Consider the following 15670-nt stretch of genomic DNA (forward strand, 5'->3'; position numbering starts at 1 on the left):
GCAAGCCCCCTACAACCCCCGAATCGAAGGCGCTACGCGCCTGCCCTGCCCAAAAGCGCGCGCTGGGACTCTGTCCCCCGCAGCCCCTGGCAAGGGGCGCCGCCCCCTGCACCCCCGTCCCCGGTGGCCGGGGTCGCTGGGCATGTTCGCGCGGGGGCTGAGGTTGTTGGTCTGGTACGGGGCGCGGGGCTGGTGTCGTTGGGCACGCGCGGAGCGCGGGCTGAGGTAGTTGCGCGGAGCGCCAAACGCGGAGCGTGCCTTTGGCGCGGAGCGTGCCTTTGGCGCGGAGCGTGCCTTTGGCGCGGAGCGCTGGGGTTGGGCGCGGAGCGCTGGGGTTGGCGCGGAGCGCTGGGCTTTAGGTCGTTGTTCGGGTGCGGAGTCGGGGCTAGGGCTGTTGATCGGGTGCAGAGTCGGGGCTGAGCTAGCTGGTCTGAGGGCGGGGTGCACCGACCCCTACACGCTTGGGACCGTGTTCCTTCGCCGTCGTCCCACGTACGCCGACGGCTTCTCCGGCTCCACCGGCGTCGGCACAGGACGCCGCCTTCTCCGCTCGTGCCTCGGGTACGCCGCCACCGCCGTTGCCGCCAGCAGCACGCTCGCCATCCGCAGCAGCAGCAACATCCAGTCATGCGGCCACGGTTCCCCGTACAGCAGCGTCGCCGACAGCAGCATGTGCAGCTTCGCCGTCACCGTCACCACCGTCACCAGGATGATCAGGCGGCAGCGTTGCAGGCCGATCGACATCAGGCCCAGGCCGAACGCGCCCGCCAGCAGGAACAGCACCAGGTAGGGGGTGCCCAGCACGTCGGTTCGATCTTCCTTTGGGAGGAGTGCCATGCCCAGGCCGAACACCTCTGCCGTGCCCAGCAGTGCGCCCGCGCCTATCCCGTACGCCACTCCCGTCAACGGACGCGCGTGGCGGCCCATCACCACCCTGTCCCGGGCGCAGAACATCCACACCGGGATCACCAGCGACGGCACCACGACCACCGCCAGCTCCCACAGCGGTGGCACGGCCGCCACCGGTGGTCTGTGCGGGGTGTCGTGCAGCACGTTGCCCGGCTCCAGCAGTACCGACAGCGCCATCAGGCCCATCGCCAGCGCCGCTATCACCGTCGCCGCCCACTCCGGTGCCGTCAGTCGTTCGCCGAAGCGGTGCGAGCCCGCCAGCAACAGCAGCACCAGGCTGAATCCGTACGCCGGTAGCGCCGTCGCCAGCGGCAGGGACAGCAGCGCCAGGTCGCCCATCGCGAAGCCCGCCAGCAGGATCACGAAGCCGATCAGCCACCGCCTGCTGCGCAGTATCCGGCCCACCGTCTGGAAGGGGCGGCGGGCTATCAGCGGGGGCATCCCCCGGGCCGCCGTCTTGAACATCACGAACGCCACCACGTACACGGCCTGCGCTGCGCAGGCCAGGACCACCGCTCGCATGGCCACCTCCTGGGGTGAGGTCCGCAACGGACCAGAGGTGAAAAATGGCTGATATCTCGGATGGTCGCATAACGGGAGCCTCAGATAATCGGCCCCGATGAAGGAGAACCCGCAGGATTTGTGGGCCTGACTGAGTAGCGGCGGACATTAGTGCGCACGGTAGCGTTGCCGCGCCGCCAGAACGAAGCCCCTGGAGCCGCCGTACCCGGCCCTGGGGGCTTCGTTCCGTTTCAGGGTTCGGCGCGCAGTTTTGCGGTGAGCTTTCGCCAGGTGTCCGTGTCCAACACGAGTATGCGGCCCTGCGGGTTCTTCGAGTCGCGGACGGTCAGCGTGGCGGGGCCTGCGCGCCGCACTTCCACGCAGTCCTGGCTGCCGCCGCTGTGGCTCGACTTCCTCCACCGTGTCACGCCTTCACTCCCTGCTCAGCTCCGCCAGGAACGCCGCCGAGTCCTTCGGTGAAAGGGCCGCACCACGGAGGCGTTCCCATGCCAACCTAAGCCGGGTGACCTCTTCCGCGGACTCGGGATACAGATCGCCCGCCGCCGACTCGATGTACGCCACGTCGGGGTCGTCCTCGTGGGCGAAGCCCAGCAGCACGAACCTGCCGTCCACTCCCGCGTGCGCGCCCGCCGAGAACGGCAGGATCCGCACCGTCACGTTCGGGCGGTGCGCCGCCGCCCATAGCTCCGACAGTTGCTCGCGCATCACGTCCGGGCCGCCGATGACGCGTCGCACCACCGCTTCGTCCAGCACCACGTCCAGGTGCGGCGCGCCGCTGGGTCTGCCCAGCAGCGGGCGGCGCGCCATCCTCGCCTGGACGTGCCGGTGCGCCTCCTCCGGGCCGCAGCCCCGGGCGGCCGTGATGACGGCGCGCGCGTACTCCTCGGTCTGGAGCAGGCCCGGCACCGTCTGCGGTTGCCAGGAGCAGATCTCGGCCGCCTGGTCCTCCAGCGCGACGAACGTCCCGTCGAACACCTCGCCGAAGGCCGCCCACCAGTCGCGGCGGCGCGCGTCGCGCGCGAGGGCGAGCAGTTCGTCCCGATGCGGCCCGGTGCAGCCGTACATGGCGAGCAGCGCCGCCACATCGGCTTCGCGGGGTTTGGTGCGCGCGGTCTCGATGCGGCTTATCTTGGAGCGGTCCCAGCCCAGGTCCCGGGCGACGGCGGCGGGGCGCAGTCCCGCGCCCTCGCGCAGCCGCCGCAGCTCCCGGGCCAGCCGGCGGTGTCTCACGGTGGCCATGGCGGATCATTCCCGTGGTCGGTCCCGGTCACCGAGTCCACAAAAGGTCAAGATCAAAGTGCACAGTGCATTGCCCGATCACTCACCGGAGGTGAATGATTGCGGTGCGCCTCGGATCTCTCAATGTGGTGATCAAGTGACTCTCGGCTCGACGCACACCGTCTCACGCGCGCGGTCCGCCGCGCCGCCCTTCGCCGGTACCGGCCGCGGCAGGCCGCGGTGACCCCGGGGATGGAGCGGCTCGGCGACCCCGTCTCGCTGACCGCCGACCGGCGGGCGGGGCAGGCCGCGCGCCGCACCGTGCGCGAGCGCGCCGCCAAGGTGGTCGGCGACGCCGAGACGCTCGACGACATCGAGCTGATGGCCGCCGAGGCCATCGCCAACGCGGTGCTGCACGGCTCGGGCCTCATCCGCGTCACGGTCTCGTCCGACGGCCGCCAGGTCCTGGTGGAGGTCCGCGACGAGGGCCCGGCCGGGCTCGACACCGACCTGCGGCGGCGCGGCGACCACGGCCGCGGCCTCACCGTCATCGACGCCCTGTCGGCCGAATGGGGGCTGGAGCAGTCCGCCAAGGCCACCCACCTGTGGTTCCTGGTGGAGATCCCCGCCGCCTGACCGGCCCCGCGGTCAGGGCTCCGGCGGGCGCAGGGCCCGGCGCACCACCTTGCCGGTCGCGTTGCGCGGCAGCTCGGCCACCACGTACACCTCGCGCGGCACCGCGAAGCGCGCCAGGTGCTCGCGGACGTGGGCGCGCACCGCCTCGGCGTCGATCTCCGCGCCGGGCTCGGCGACCAGGTAGGCGGCCAGGCGTTGCCCGTACCGCTCGTCGGGCACGCCGACCACCGCCGCCTCGCGCACCTCCGGCAGCCGCAACACGACCTCCTCGACGGCGCTGGGGAACACGTTCTCGCCGCCCGACACCACCATGTCGTCGTCGCGGCCGTGCACGAACAGCCGCCCGGCCTCGTCCATGTGGCCGAGGTCGCCCAGGCTCATCAGGCCGTCGCGCATCTCCTTGGCCGCGCCGCTGGTGTATCCGGCGAACAGCAGCTGGTTGGCGGCGAAGATGCGGCCGGTGGTGCCGGGCGGCACCGGTTCGCCCGCGTCGTCCAGGATCGCCACGCGGGTGCCGGGCGGCGCGGTCCCGGCGGTGTCGGGGCGGGCGCGCAGGTCGGCGGGGGTCGCGATCGTCACCCAGGACGCCTCGGTCGAGCCGTACAGGTTGTAGAGCACGTCCCCGAACGCGTCCATGAACGCGGTGGCCAGCTCGCCCGGCAGCGCCGAGCCGCTGGCGGCGGTGATGCGCAACGTCCCGGTGTCGTGCTTGGCGCGGATCTCCGGCGGCAGCTCCACCATCCGCTGGAGCATCACCGGCACCGCCACCAGCGCCGTCGTGCGCTGCTGGTCGATGGCGCGCAGCGTGGCCTCGGGGTCGAAGCGGCGTTGCAGGACGATGGTGGCGCGCAGCGAGATCGCCGTCTGCAACATCGCGTAGCCCCAGGTGTGGAACAGCGGCGCCTCGATCAGCACCCGCTCGTGCACCTGGAACGGGATGCGCGACAGGATCGACGCCAGCGGCGTCAGGCCGGGCCGCGAGTGCCGGTCGGCGCCCTTGGGCGTGCCGGTGGTGCCGCTGCTCAGCATGATGGTGCGGCCGGGCCGGTCGGGCGGCACCAGCCGCGCGGCGGGCGCGCCCGCGATCAGGTCCTCCATCGCGGCGCCGGTGGTGACGGCGTGCACGCCCTCGGGGAGCGCCTGGAGGAACGCGGCGAACTCGGGGTCGGCGATCACCACGCCCACGTGCTGCTGGCGCAGGACGGCGACGAGCTGGTCCACGCTCATCCCGGTGTTGAGCATGACGAGGTCCGCGCCGCGCTTGCTGCACGCCACCAGCGCCTCGACCATGCCGCGGTGGTTGCGGCACAACACCGCCACGCGCGGCGTGCGGCCGAACCGGCCGAGCGCGAGGGCGAGCCGGTCGGTGCGGGCGTCGGCCTGGCCGTAGGTGAGCGCGCCCTCCTCGTCCACCAGCGCGAGCCGGTCGGGGTCGCGGGCCGCCGCCGAGGCCCACGTGCCGCCCAGCAGCGTGCCCCAGCGCTTCAGCGCCGCGAGCTGCCGCGCGACCCGCGCGGGCGGGCCGGGCCGCCACAGGCCGCTGCGGGCGAACATCGCGCCCGTCCGGGCCACCTGCTGGAACGCGCCGCCGGGGTCCGATGGTCCGATCATGTGCCGTCACCGCCGCTTGATCGTTGCCTGCCGTGCGCCGAACGCTACGGGCGGGCCGCGTCCCGGCACTGCTGACCGGGGCCAGGGATCGCGGCGCGGGCTTGTCAACCGCCTGACAATTGTGCGCCGCGGGCGCCGGGACGGGCCGTGGCGGCGGGGCTAGGGTGACGGGCATGCCCGGAGCCGAGCCGCGCCGCCCCTCCTTCCGGCGGCTGCCGTCCGACCGCCGCCGCGAGGAGATCATCAGCGCGGCCGTGGCGCTGTTCGGCCGCCGCCCGGCCGCCGAGGTGTCGATGGACGACGTGGCCGCCGCCGCCGGGACCTCGCGGTCGTCGGTGTACCGCTACTTCGACGGCGAGGGCGAGCTGTACGAGGCCGCGGTGCAGCGCGTCGGCGCGGAGCTGGTCGCGCGGCTGGACGGCGTCGCCGAGCGGCCGCCGTCGGTGGGGCTGACCGAGCGGCTCCGCCTCTACCTGGACTTCCTGGAGGAGTACTCCGGCGGGTACGTCCAGTTCCTCGGCGGCGGCGCGGCGCGGGCCCCGGACGCGGCGCTGGCCGCCGCCCGGCACGTGCGCGACCGGATCGCCGCGATGACCTACCGGGTGATGGAGGTCGACGAGCCGGGCCCGGTGCTGCGCACGACCGTGCAGGCGTGGATCGCCGGGGTGGAGTGGACCGGCATCCGCTGGTTGCGGACCGGCGAGCCCGACCGCCCGACGCTGGAGGCGCTGCTGTCCACCCAGCTCGCGGTGATGCTGGCGGGCGCGGCGACACAGGACGCGGGGATCGCCGAGCGGGTGGCGTGGCTGATGGAGGTCGAGCCGCCGGACTCGGCGTTCGGCGCGATGGTGCGGACGGTGACGGGGTCGTTCGACCGGCGGGCGCTGGCCGGGCTCGCCAAGTTCCTGGTCTTCGAGGAGGGCGCGCCGGGCTGAGGACCCGTGCCGGAAGTCCGGTCAGGCCGGGGTCGTCAGCGGGGCGCGGTCGTCGGCCGTGCCCGCCTGCCGGGCCCGCAGGATCATCTCCAGCTCCAGGCAGCGGCGCGGGTCCTGGAGGTCGGCGCCGAACAGCTCCTCCAGGTGCCGCAGCCGGTAGCGGACGGTCTGCGGGTGGACGTGCAGGTCGCTGCCCGCCTCGGTGGCGTTGAAGTTGTTCTCCAGCAGCGACAGCAGCGTCTCGGTGAGACGCTCGGCCTGCACCGGCGACAACGCGCGCAGCGGGGCCAGCCGGGACGCGGCGGCGCGCTCGATGAGGTCCTCGGCCAGGAAGATCACCAGGGTGGGGACGTGGTCCATGCAGCGCACCACGCCCCGGTCGGGGATGCGGCCGCGCCGGGTGAGCGCCAGCGCCTGGCGGGCCCAGCGCAACGACTCGGCGGCCTGGGCGGGCGGCACCGTCGGGCCGAGCACCACCGTCCAGTCCCGCAGCAGGGCCTCCAGCAGCCGGGAGCGGCCGGGGCCGTCGGGGTCGGGCAGCAGCAGGCAGGGCTCGGTGCGGGCGAGGTCCACCAGGACGTCGGGCGGCAGCGCGGGCGACAGGGCCGCCGGTTGCGGGGACGCGCCGGGTTTGGGGGCCAGTGCCACCGCCGCCAGGGTGCGCGGCGGCCGCCACCCGGCGGCGCGGGCGGCGTCGGCGAGGGACTGGTCGGTGAGGGCGGGGCCGCCGTTCAGCAACGTCTGGAGCAGGCGCGTGCGGTGGCGGCGCACCGCCTCGTCGCTGCCCGCGATCTCGGTGTCGTAGCCGTGCGCGACCTGCGCGGCGACCGCGTCGAGGAAGCCGAACTGCGCCTCGGCGATGCGGCCGAGCGTGGCCCGGTCCACCTCCAGCGTCTCGGCCAGCGCGGTCAGGGTGCGCCAGATGGCCTGCGCGGAGCGGCGCAGCGCGCTGTGCATCTCCTCGGGGTCGCGGCCGCGCACCGCCATGCGGCGGCCGACCTCGCGGTAGGCGGCGGCGATGGCGGGCCAGGCGGTGCGCGGGCGCTCGGCCAGGTCGTAGAAGTGCCGGAGCCCGTCGACGATGGCGGCGCGCAGCTCGCCGGCGGACGCGTCGCCGGTGTCCGGCGTGCCGCCGGTCAGCTCGGCCAGCAGGTCGTCGGCGGCGGCGCCGACGAGCGGGCGCATCCGCCGCATCAGGTCGGGCGGGATGGCCTCGAACGGGCGCGGGTCCGGGTCGGGCTGTTTCATCGGACGACTCCCCATGAACGGTGCAGACCGCTGTGAAACCGTGAGTCCCACAAGGATGCAGCACGCGCGCCGGTCGATGATTGTCACAGAGTTGAGCAAGTTCCTCCGGGGTGCCCGAGGCATGCTGACAAGCATGTGAGAAAGGCGCAGCTCAGACCGTATTTGAGGAAGATTCAAAGAGGCTCTGGACGGCCGGGAAAAGCAGAAAAGGGCGCCCTTTCTTATGAGACTGGCAGTCCAATTATGGAACGGGCGATCCCGGTGCGCCCCCGGTGTCCCGCTGGTCCGGGCCCGCGCGCAGGATCAGTTCCAGTTCCAGGCAGCGGCGGGGATCGCGCAGGTCGTCGCCGAACAGGGCCTGCAACTGCCGCAGCCGGTAGCGCACGGTCTGCGGGTGCAGCCGCAACCGCCGGCCCGCCTGAACGGCGTTGAAGTTGTGCTCCAGCAGCACCCGCAACGTCCGGGTGAGCCGGTCGCGCTGCGCCGGGGACAACGCGCGCAGCGGGGCCAGCCGGGTCTGCGCGGCGTCCTCGATCAGCTCGCCCGCACGGAACACCACCAGGGCCGGGAGGTGCTCGGCGCCGCAGATCAGGCCGGTGTCGTCGATGAGGCCGCGCCGCGCCAGCGTCAGGGTGTCGCGCGCCCAGCGCAGGGACTCGGCGGCGCGCGCGGCGGGCACGGGCGGGCCGACGGCGACCGTCCAGTCGCGGACCAGGGGCTTCAACGCGTCGGCCACCGCGTCGCCGCCCGCGCTCGGGCCGGGATCGGGCAGCAGGAGGGCGGGTTCGGGCATGGAGAAGTCCACGAGTGCGCCGTCGGGTGCTTCCAGGGGGATGGGGCACTGCGTGGCGACGGCGTGCGGCGCGGCTTTTTCGGCGCTAGCCGCGCTGCCCGTGTTGCCTGCGTTGGCCGCAGCACTGCGCGCGTTGCCTGCGTTGCCCGCGTTGCTTGCGCTGTTCGTGCGGCGGTGTGAGCCGGGGCGGCGGGCGGCCTGCCCCGCGTCCCGGCGGCACAGCGCTACGGCCGCCACCCGGCGCGGGATCGGCCAGCCCGCCGCCGCCGCGAGCGGGCCCAGCACGGTCGGGTCGGCGGGCGGTTCGGCCAGCAGCAGCGCCAGCAGGCGGGCGCGCTGCCGCCGCAGGTTCTCGGCGGACTCGCGTGTCGCGTCCCGGCACCCCTCGGCGACCGCCTCGGTGACGGCCTCCAGGTAGCCGAACTGGGCCTCGACCACCAGCCGCAGCGTGCCGTGGTCCAGGTCCAGCGTGTCCAGCAGGTCGGTGACGGTGTGCCAGGCCGTCAGCGCCGCCTCCCGCAGGGCGCGGTGCGCGGCGGCGGGCTCGTGCCCGTCGCGGGTCAGGTCCCGGCCCGCCGTCCGGTAATGCGCCATCAGCCGCTCCCGGCCGGAGCCCGGGTCGGCGAGCAGGCCGCCGAGCCGCCGCGCCTCCGGACCGGGCAGGCCGTCCAGCGCCGTTCTGAGCACTTCACCGGCCCGGCCGGAAATCGCAGTGAACGCGCGCTCGTCCAATGATGCGGTCATTTCCGCACACCCCCTGGCCATCGGATTCGACGATTCAAGGATTGCCCATTCGGGCCGTCCCCCGATTGTGGCCAGGCAAATACGTTCCGCCGGAAACTGTCCAGCCGGATGACAATCGCCATTTCTAGAATGACGTTCTCCCAGCTCAGCGATGCCGGATCGACCCACGGCCGCTCGGCGGGTTCCTCGCGCACCATTACGCAAAAAGGCCCGCCCGCCGCGCAGGAGAGGAGATCCTGCGCGGCGGGCGGGTGGTCGGCGGAGTGCGCGAGGTCAGGGCTTCGCGGGCGCGGTCTTGCAGTTGTCGGCGTTGTCGAACGCCTTGGTCAGCGCCGGGTTGGCCCGCAGGTCCTCCTTCGGGCCCCGGTAGGTGGCGGAGGTGACCATCACCTTCGACAACTTCTGCATCTCGCGCTGGAGCGAGCGCTGGTCGGTGATCTGCACCTTGGCGAGGCGCGCGCGGGCCTGCTCGACGGAGGCGCGGGTGGTGCGCAGCTTGGCGAGGGCCTGGTCCACCGAGCCCTGGCCGCCCGACACCGGCGGCGACCCGGCGCTCTGGAGGCTGGCCTCCATCGACTTGAGGCGGGTGGAGACGTCGCCGAGGAACGTCACCACGTTCCTGCGGTACTGCTTGGGGTCGCTGCTGGTGGACGGCAGCGCGACCCGGGCGGCGCTCTGGTCCACCGCGCCGCACACCTTGGTCGCCCAGGCGACCTCGGGGCCCTTGGCGGCGTCCTTCTTGTCGTCCCCGCCGCACCCGGCGAGCGTTCCGGCGGCCGTCCCGGCCAGCGCCAGGGCGATGATGAGGCGTTTCACGGTCATGTCTCCTCGCAGTTGGGGGTGGCCGGCTTGCCGGCGAGGCGGTCGGCGATGAAGGCCAGCGCGTCGGCGTTGCCGCGGGCGACGCCGGTGATGTGGCCGACAGGGTAGGTCTTCCAGGTGTCGGAGACGCCCAGCGCGCAGTACTTGTCGCGCAGCGCCTTGTCCTGGGGGAAGGCGACGATGTCGTCCTCGGTGCCGTGGTAGTGGAACACCGGCACCTTGATGGCGGTGCCGCCGAGCTTGTTCTCGGCGACGCGGGCCAGCCACGGCTTGTCCAGGAACGGCGACTTGGTGAGGTAGTCGGTGGTGCGCTTGCCCTGGTACTCGGTGATCAGCTCCAGCGTGCAGGTGTCCTTCTGCATCGCGGCGAAGGCGGCGCGTCCGGCGTCGTTGAAGTAGGAGTCGAGCTTGAGGTCGGGGTAGGCGTTGTCCAGGCCGATGAGGGCGTAGGCCAGGAACCCGAAGCCGAGCTTGCCGTTCAGCGGCAGCGACACCAGCGTCAGGTCGGCCGGGACGCCGCCGCCGACCACGGCCGTCAGCTTCAGCTCGGGCGCGTACTCGGGCTGGAGCTGCCCGGCCCACATCGCCGCGCCGCCGCCCTGGGAGTAGCCGCGGAACACCACCGGTGCGTCCGGCGACAGCTTGGCGGCGGGCAGGCGTTGCGCGGCGCGCACGCCGTCCATCAGCGCGGGGCCCATCGCCTTGCCGGACATGTAGGTCGTCTTGGGCGTGGGCTTGTAGCCCTCGTAGTCGGTGACCGCGACGGCGTACCCGGCCTTGAGCATGCCGTTCAGCGCGGCCTGCTCGTAGAACGCGCCCTGGTCGATGAACTTCGACGGCGCGCACCGGAACGCCGGGCCGCTGGTGCCGGGCCCGAACCCGACGATCGGGGCGGTGGCCGGGTCCGCGCCCTTGGGCACCAGGACCGTGCCGGTGACGGCGTTGCGCTCGCCGAGCGCGGTGGTGGACAGGTACATGACCTGCCACGCGTCGGCGAGGGCGCGCGCGCCGGGCGGCCCGGCCTTGGCGGGACGCCAGCGGAGCACGTCGCCGGGCTTGCCGTCGGGCAGCGGACTCGGCGGCACGTAGAAGTCGTCGCCGGGCGGCCCGGGGTCGCCGGGCGCGGCCGTCACGACCGCGGCCTGCGAGGCGGCCTGCGTCGCGGCGCGCGGCGCGGCCGTCGCGACCGGCGCCGTGGCGGCCCATCCGCAGAGCGCGAGGGCTGCGGCCACCGGAACGAGGGCCCGGCCGGACCGGGGGAACTTTCCGAACATCGGTCGAACCTCCTTCACTGGCCGGTCGCGGGTTTGGGGGCGAGCTGGAGCGCGAGGGTGTTGCCGGGTCCGGCGAACGCGCTGCTGACCACGCCGTTCAGGACGCCGCAGCCGGTGAGGGCCGCCAGGTCGTAGGTGCCCTTGAGCGTGCCGCCCTTGGCCGGGTCGAAGGTGCCGTCGGCGGTCAGCGCGACCTCGGACGGCTTCTCGGTGGTGCAGGTGTCGCCGCCGCCCAGCGGGATGCCGAACAGCGTGAACGACGAGACCTTGGTGGTGACGGGGACGGGCTCCAGCTTCAGCGCGCCGCCGGTGAGGCTCCCGGCGAGCGGCCGTTGCGGAGCGAGGGCGATCCCGGCCTGGACGGGCAGGAAGCCGAGCAGCTTGAGGTCGGCCTTGGTGGGGTTGAGCGCCAGCGTGCCGGTGAACGCGCCCGTCTCGTCCGTGGTCGCGTCCAGGCCGCCGGTCAGCGGGGCGGTGCCGTTGCCCGCCTTGACGGTGGTGGTGCCCGTGACGCCGTAGGCGTACGTGCCGCCGCCGGTGCCGCCGCCGATGGTGATCTCCGCGAGCTTGTTGTCCTGGCCTGGCTCCTGCGCGCACTCGGACTCGAAGGTGTCGAGGCCGGTGAGCGTGCCGTCGCCCAGGCGCGGGGTGAGGGTGAGGAGCAGGTCGTTGACCAGGATCTGCGCCTTGCCCGCCTTGGTGAAGCGGATGGCGGGGGCCTGGCCGCGCGCCTTGACCTCGACCTCGCCGGAGGCGGGCAGCGAGGTCTTGTCCAGGACGGCCGGGATCTTCAGCTTCAGCTCGCCCTGCGGGTAGGTGACGGTCACGGCGGCCGACGCGGTGCCTTCGAGGGTGGCCGCGCCGACGACGTTCAGGCCCTGCACCGACTTGGCGCCCACGGCCGAGACGGTGTCCACCAGGATCGGCGGCAGCGGCTTGCCGGGCTCGGCGGTGTCGGGGATGTCGGAGCTCATCCGCACCGTCACCGGTTGCGCGCCGAGCAGGGGGAACTGGCACTGGTACTTCAACGACAACGACACCGGCTTGGCCGCCCGGAGGGGCGACGCTGCCGCAGGCGGCGCGGCCACCGCGACGCCCGGCAGCGCCAGGCCGGCGGCGGCCAGCATGGTCACGGCTTTCAATTGCCACCTCTCAGGGGGCGGGCTGGTGAGGGGGAACGGCCCCCGCCGCGCGCGGGCGGCGGGGGCCGGACGGGTGACCGGGATCCGGTCGCCGAAGGCGCGTCAGGTGCGCGGCTTGGGCGTCAGGTCCAGGTCGATGGTGTTGCCCTTGCCCGCGGTGAAGATGCTCAGGATCGGGGTGAGCAGGTTGCAGTCCTTGATCTCCGACAGCTCGTAGGTGCCCTTGAGCTTGCCGCCCTTCAGCGGCTCGAACTTGCCCTCGGAGGTCAGGCGGATGTCGGACGGCTTGACGGTCTTGCAGTTCTCGCCGCCGCCCAGCGGGATGCCGAACAGGGTGAAGGACGGCAGCTTGGTGACGACCTTGGAGTCGGCGATCAGCTGGCCGTTCTTCAGCGTGCCGGTGGTCTTGCCCTGCGGCTCCAGCACGATCCCGGCCTGCACGGGCAGGAAGCCCAGGATCTTGAAGTCGCCCTTGGTCGGGTTCAGCACCAGGTCGGCGGTGAACTCGCCGGTGGACAGCTTCAGCTTGGCGTCGATCCCGCCGGTCAGCGGGGCGGTGCCGTTGGGGGCCTTGACGAACGTCGAGCCCTTGAGCGTGAAGCCGTAGTCGACGACGGTGCCGCCGCCGTCGTCCGCCTTGGTCTTGATCTTGTAGGTGGTCGCCTTGGACTTGTTGCCCTTGTTGTCCTTGGCGGTCACCGCGAAGGTGTACTCGGTGTTGGCGGTCAGCCCGCCGACGGTGGCGGCGGACTCGGTCACCGACACGGGTGCGGGCCCGCCGGTGACGTCGTACCCGGCCACGCCGGAGCCCTCGTCGGTCGAGTCGTCCCAGTCGAGCGTCACGCTGTCCTTGGTGGCGGTGCCGGTGACGTTGGCCGGGTCGGTGGGCGGGGTGGTGTCCTCGCCGCCGCCGCCACCGGTGGTGGTGACGGTGACCGGCGCGGACGCCGCCGAGTAGTTGCCCTTGGCGTCCTTGGCCTTGACCGTGTAGGTGTAGGCCGTGTTGGCGGTCAGGCCGGAGATCGTCGCCGAGGTGGTGGCGCTGTCGGCGACCTTGGCGCCGTTCTTGTCGTAGACCTCGTAGCCGGCCAGGTCACCGTCCTGGTCGGTGGAGGCGGTCCAGGTCACCGTCGCCGAGTTCTCGGTGGCGGTGCCCTTCACGTCGGTCGGCGCGGTGGGCGGGTTGTTGCCCGGGTTGGTGTCGCCGTCCTCGACCACGAACTTGGCCAGCGTCTTGTCGGCGGTCAGGTTCTTGCACTGGATGTTCTTCATCGACGTGCCGTCGGGCTCGTCGGGGATCTCCACCGGGTTGCCGTCGTCGTCGGTCGTGGTGACGGCCATCGTCATGTCGCCCAGGTCGATCTGGCCGGGACCGGCCTTCTGGAACTTGATGGCCGGGGCCGCGCCGCTACCGGGGATGTCGAACTCGCCCTCGGCCGGCACCTTGGTGTCGGGCAGGACGATCGGCACCTTCAGGTTCAGGTTGCCCTGCGCGGACTTCACCACGGCCGCCGCCGAGGCGGTGCCCTTCAGGTGCGTCGCGCCGACCATGTTCAGGCCGGCGGTGATGTCGGCGTTGGCCCGCGCCGAGACCGACACCTCGATCTTCGGGGTGAAGGTGTTGACCTTGATGCGGTCCGGGATGTCGGTCTTGATCTTGGCGACGATGCGCTGCTCCTGCACCAGCGGGAACTTGCACTCGTACTCGATGGTCTTCTCGACGGGCACGGCCATCGCCGGCACGGCCGACACCAGGCCGCCGCCCAGCACCGCCGCCGCCACGGCCGCGACCGTGGCCGCGTTGCGGGCGGACCTTCTGTTCTCGTTCACTCGTTACCTCTCGTGTTACGAAGCAGTACGGGCTGGAACTCACTCGCCCCCGGGGGTCGTTCACCTCCAAAAGGCGGCCCTGGTACGGGGTGGGAATGGCTCGGGCCGTGACGGGCGCCGAGCCGGGAACTCCGTGGATCAAGAGGCCGAGTCGGCCGAAGAGTTCCCTGGCCGACGTCGTGCCGGCCGGTTCTTCGGCCTGCTCTGCCGGGGCTTTCGGGGGCTTGCCAGGCGGAAACTATCCGGCCCGGAACGCCAAGTCCATACATTCTCCGGCGACCCCGGAAATTTCATGAGTAGTGAGCGATAAAGGCGCGCGCACTATCACGGCCCGGCAATCGCGGCAGGTGGGTACCGGGCGCGGACGCCTTTTACGCGGCCCCAGTTTTCTGCGTCGGGCAACAATTCGCGGCCGGTTTTCATCACCCGGCGACGGGTTCACCGCCGAGCCGGGCGGACTTGTCGGCCGGTGAGCACGCGGCGGGCCGCTTTGTGCTTTTCGCGTACGGTGCGGCGCAGTGGCCTCTGTCACCCTTCGAGATGTCCTGGACCGCGGTGGGCCAGGCGCGCGGGGGTCCCCGCTCGGCGCGTCCCACCCCCCGCCGCGGTGCAAGAGCGACCGTGCGGGCCGCCCCCGGCCCGCCGGTGCACCCGCCGCGCACGCGGCGGTCGAGGAGGTGCCCCATGAAGCAGACGCTCGAACCGGGCGGCCTGGCGGAACCCACCTGGCAGCCCGCGCATCCGCTGCCGCGCCGGCTCGCCCAGATCATGCGGCCGGAGCTGCCCGGCCTCACCGACGAGATCGTCGCCGAGATCCGCCGCGCCATCCCCGAGTACGCGCGGCCCGCCGACAGCCCCTACGGGCAGGTGCTGCGCGCGGCGGTGCGCACGGCGCTCGGCGCGTTCGTGGACCGGATCGCGGCGGGCGCGCCGCTGCCGGGCGGCGCGCACGCCGACGGCGCGCGGCGGCTCGGCCGCTACGAGGCCCGCGAAGGCCGCAGCCTGGACACCCTGCAGGCGGCCTACCGGATCGGCGGGCAGGTGGCCTGGCGGCGGATCATGAAGGTCGCGCCGCGCTACGACGTCTCGTCGGCGATCATGTCGCGGCTGGCCGACGCGCTGTTCGTGTTCCTGGACGAGCTGGCGGCGCTGTCGCTGGACGGCTACCTGGAGGCGCGCGCCACCCCCGTCGCCCCGCTGGACGAGCGCCGCCGCGAGCTGCTGCGGCTGGTGTTGTCGGGCCTGTCGGCCGCCCCGGGCCCGGTCCTGATGGAGCTGGCCGAGGCGGCGTGCTGGCCGGTGCCGCGCGAGGCGACGCTGGTGGCGCTGCGGCCGGGCGCGCGGTGCGTGCGCGGCGCGCTGGACCGCGACCTGCTGGCCGAGTTCGGCGACGGCGAGCCGCACCTGCTGGTGCCGGGCCCGCTGACGCCGGGCCGCCGCACGATGCTGGCGGCGGCCTTCCCCGGCGGCGGGGCCGCCGCCGGGCTGACCGTGCCGCTGGCGCAGGCCGCCGACTCGTTGCGCTGGGCGCGGCGGGGGCTGGCGCTGGTCACCGAGGGCGTGCTGGACGGCGGGCCGGTGCTGGACTGCGCCGACCACCTGGTCACGTTGTGGCTGATGGCCGACCCGGGCCTGCTGGACCAGCTCGCCCGCCGCCAGCTCGGCATGCTGGATTCGATGACCGAGGGCCAGCGCGAGCGGCTGGTGGAGACGTTGCGGACCTGGCTGGTCACCCGGGGCACCGCCGCCGAGATCGCCAAGCTGCTGCACATCCACCCGCAGACGGTGCGGTACCGGATGCGCAAGATCGAGCAGGTGCTGGGCGACCGGCTGGAGGACCCGGAGGCGCGGTTCGGCATCGAGGTCGTGCTGCGCGCGATGGAATTGCGGGAAAGCGTCGATAACTGAGCATCGCTCCGGTCCCGGACGGCGGGTCCGGGACCGGAGTCCGGCGAATGCGAGCGCCTCGCCGGAACCGGAACACCC

Annotated in this window: 13 protein-coding genes; 3 read left to right on the forward strand and 10 right to left on the reverse strand. The window is 73.0% G+C overall.

Annotated elements, in window-relative coordinates:
* Window positions 1-453: 453 nt before the first annotated feature.
* From AH6_RS26235 to AH6_RS26240, 3 genes are all read right to left on the reverse strand, one after another.
* Window positions 454-1431 (reverse strand): hypothetical protein, encoded by a 978-nt coding sequence (locus AH6_RS26235; RefSeq protein ID WP_067484878.1) that lies wholly within the window; start codon window positions 1429-1431, stop codon window positions 454-456.
* A 230-nt stretch (window positions 1432-1661) separates the two neighbouring features.
* Entirely contained in the window at window positions 1662-1838 is a 177-nt protein-coding gene (locus AH6_RS42780) for a DUF397 domain-containing protein (protein WP_083983473.1), read from the reverse strand.
* Between the two features lie 4 nt (window positions 1839-1842).
* The gene (locus AH6_RS26240) at window positions 1843-2670 is read right to left on the reverse strand and encodes a helix-turn-helix domain-containing protein (RefSeq protein WP_067484881.1); all 828 of its coding nucleotides are present in this window, start codon (window positions 2668-2670) and stop codon (window positions 1843-1845) included.
* Window positions 2671-2889: 219 nt separating this feature from the next.
* Between AH6_RS26240 and AH6_RS26245 the strand changes: the two genes are divergently transcribed.
* The gene (locus AH6_RS26245) at window positions 2890-3285 is read left to right on the forward strand and encodes an ATP-binding protein (protein ID WP_245679471.1); all 396 of its coding nucleotides are present in this window, start codon (window positions 2890-2892) and stop codon (window positions 3283-3285) included.
* A gap of 12 nt (window positions 3286-3297) precedes the next feature.
* Here AH6_RS26245 and AH6_RS26250 read toward each other — a convergent pair whose 3' ends face one another.
* Window positions 3298-4896, reverse strand: coding sequence for an AMP-binding protein (locus AH6_RS26250; protein WP_067484888.1), 1599 nt, complete (start codon window positions 4894-4896; stop codon window positions 3298-3300).
* A 173-nt stretch (window positions 4897-5069) separates the two neighbouring features.
* Between AH6_RS26250 and AH6_RS26255 the strand changes: the two genes are divergently transcribed.
* The gene (locus AH6_RS26255; protein WP_067484891.1) at window positions 5070-5831 is read left to right on the forward strand and encodes a TetR/AcrR family transcriptional regulator; all 762 of its coding nucleotides are present in this window, start codon (window positions 5070-5072) and stop codon (window positions 5829-5831) included.
* A 21-nt stretch (window positions 5832-5852) separates the two neighbouring features.
* Here AH6_RS26255 and AH6_RS26260 read toward each other — a convergent pair whose 3' ends face one another.
* The 6 genes from AH6_RS26260 to AH6_RS46750 all read right to left on the reverse strand — a co-directional run bounded on the left by AH6_RS26260 (window position 5853) and on the right by AH6_RS46750 (window position 13684).
* Window positions 5853-7079 carry a helix-turn-helix domain-containing protein gene (locus AH6_RS26260; protein ID WP_067484894.1) on the reverse strand — a complete coding sequence of 409 codons (1227 nt, stop codon included), beginning with the start codon at window positions 7077-7079 and terminating at the stop codon, window positions 5853-5855.
* Window positions 7080-7320: 241 nt separating this feature from the next.
* Window positions 7321-8616, reverse strand: a complete 1296-nt coding sequence (locus AH6_RS42785) for a helix-turn-helix domain-containing protein (protein ID WP_245679472.1) — start codon at window positions 8614-8616, stop codon at window positions 7321-7323.
* Between the two features lie 273 nt (window positions 8617-8889).
* On the reverse strand, window positions 8890-9438 hold the full coding sequence (locus AH6_RS26270; RefSeq protein WP_157431729.1) for a hypothetical protein: 549 nt from the start codon (window positions 9436-9438) through the stop codon (window positions 8890-8892).
* Entirely contained in the window at window positions 9435-10712 is a 1278-nt protein-coding gene (locus tag AH6_RS26275) for a lipase family protein (protein WP_067484897.1), read from the reverse strand. The genes AH6_RS26270 and AH6_RS26275 overlap by 4 nt, the downstream gene beginning before the upstream one ends.
* Window positions 10713-10726: 14 nt before the next feature.
* Complete coding sequence (locus AH6_RS26280) at window positions 10727-11845, reverse strand: DUF6801 domain-containing protein (protein WP_245679476.1); 1119 nt, start codon at window positions 11843-11845, stop codon at window positions 10727-10729.
* 111 nt (window positions 11846-11956) lie between these two features.
* Window positions 11957-13684 carry a fibronectin type III domain-containing protein gene (locus AH6_RS46750; RefSeq protein ID WP_067484900.1) on the reverse strand — a complete coding sequence of 576 codons (1728 nt, stop codon included), beginning with the start codon at window positions 13682-13684 and terminating at the stop codon, window positions 11957-11959.
* Window positions 13685-14368: 684 nt separating this feature from the next.
* On the opposite strand from AH6_RS46750, the gene AH6_RS26290 reads away from it, so the two are divergent.
* A complete protein-coding gene (locus AH6_RS26290) occupies window positions 14369-15592 on the forward strand; it encodes a PucR family transcriptional regulator (protein WP_067484903.1) in 1224 nt (407 codons plus the stop codon).
* The last annotated feature ends 78 nt before the right edge of the window (window positions 15593-15670 follow it).

Source organism: Actinomadura hibisca NBRC 15177 (assembly GCF_001552635.1).
Taxonomy (GTDB): domain Bacteria; phylum Actinomycetota; class Actinomycetes; order Streptosporangiales; family Streptosporangiaceae; genus Spirillospora; species Spirillospora hibisca.

Excerpts from the sequence above, each read along its gene's own strand:
- AH6_RS26235 (WP_067484878.1), bottom strand. The coding sequence starts at position 1,431 with ATGCGAGCGGTGGTCCTGGCCTGCGCAGCGCAGGCCGTGTACGTGGTG.
- AH6_RS26240 (WP_067484881.1), bottom strand. The coding sequence starts at position 2,670 with ATGGCCACCGTGAGACACCGCCGGCTGGCCCGGGAGCTGCGGCGGCTG.
- AH6_RS26250 (WP_067484888.1), bottom strand. The coding sequence starts at position 4,896 with ATGATCGGACCATCGGACCCCGGCGGCGCGTTCCAGCAGGTGGCCCGG.
- AH6_RS26255 (WP_067484891.1), top strand. The coding sequence starts at position 5,070 with ATGCCCGGAGCCGAGCCGCGCCGCCCCTCCTTCCGGCGGCTGCCGTCC.
- AH6_RS26260 (WP_067484894.1), bottom strand. The coding sequence starts at position 7,079 with ATGAAACAGCCCGACCCGGACCCGCGCCCGTTCGAGGCCATCCCGCCC.
- AH6_RS42785 (WP_245679472.1), bottom strand. The coding sequence starts at position 8,616 with ATGACCGCATCATTGGACGAGCGCGCGTTCACTGCGATTTCCGGCCGG.
- AH6_RS26270 (WP_157431729.1), bottom strand. The coding sequence starts at position 9,438 with ATGACCGTGAAACGCCTCATCATCGCCCTGGCGCTGGCCGGGACGGCC.
- AH6_RS26275 (WP_067484897.1), bottom strand. The coding sequence starts at position 10,712 with ATGTTCGGAAAGTTCCCCCGGTCCGGCCGGGCCCTCGTTCCGGTGGCC.
- AH6_RS26290 (WP_067484903.1), top strand. The coding sequence starts at position 14,369 with ATGAAGCAGACGCTCGAACCGGGCGGCCTGGCGGAACCCACCTGGCAG.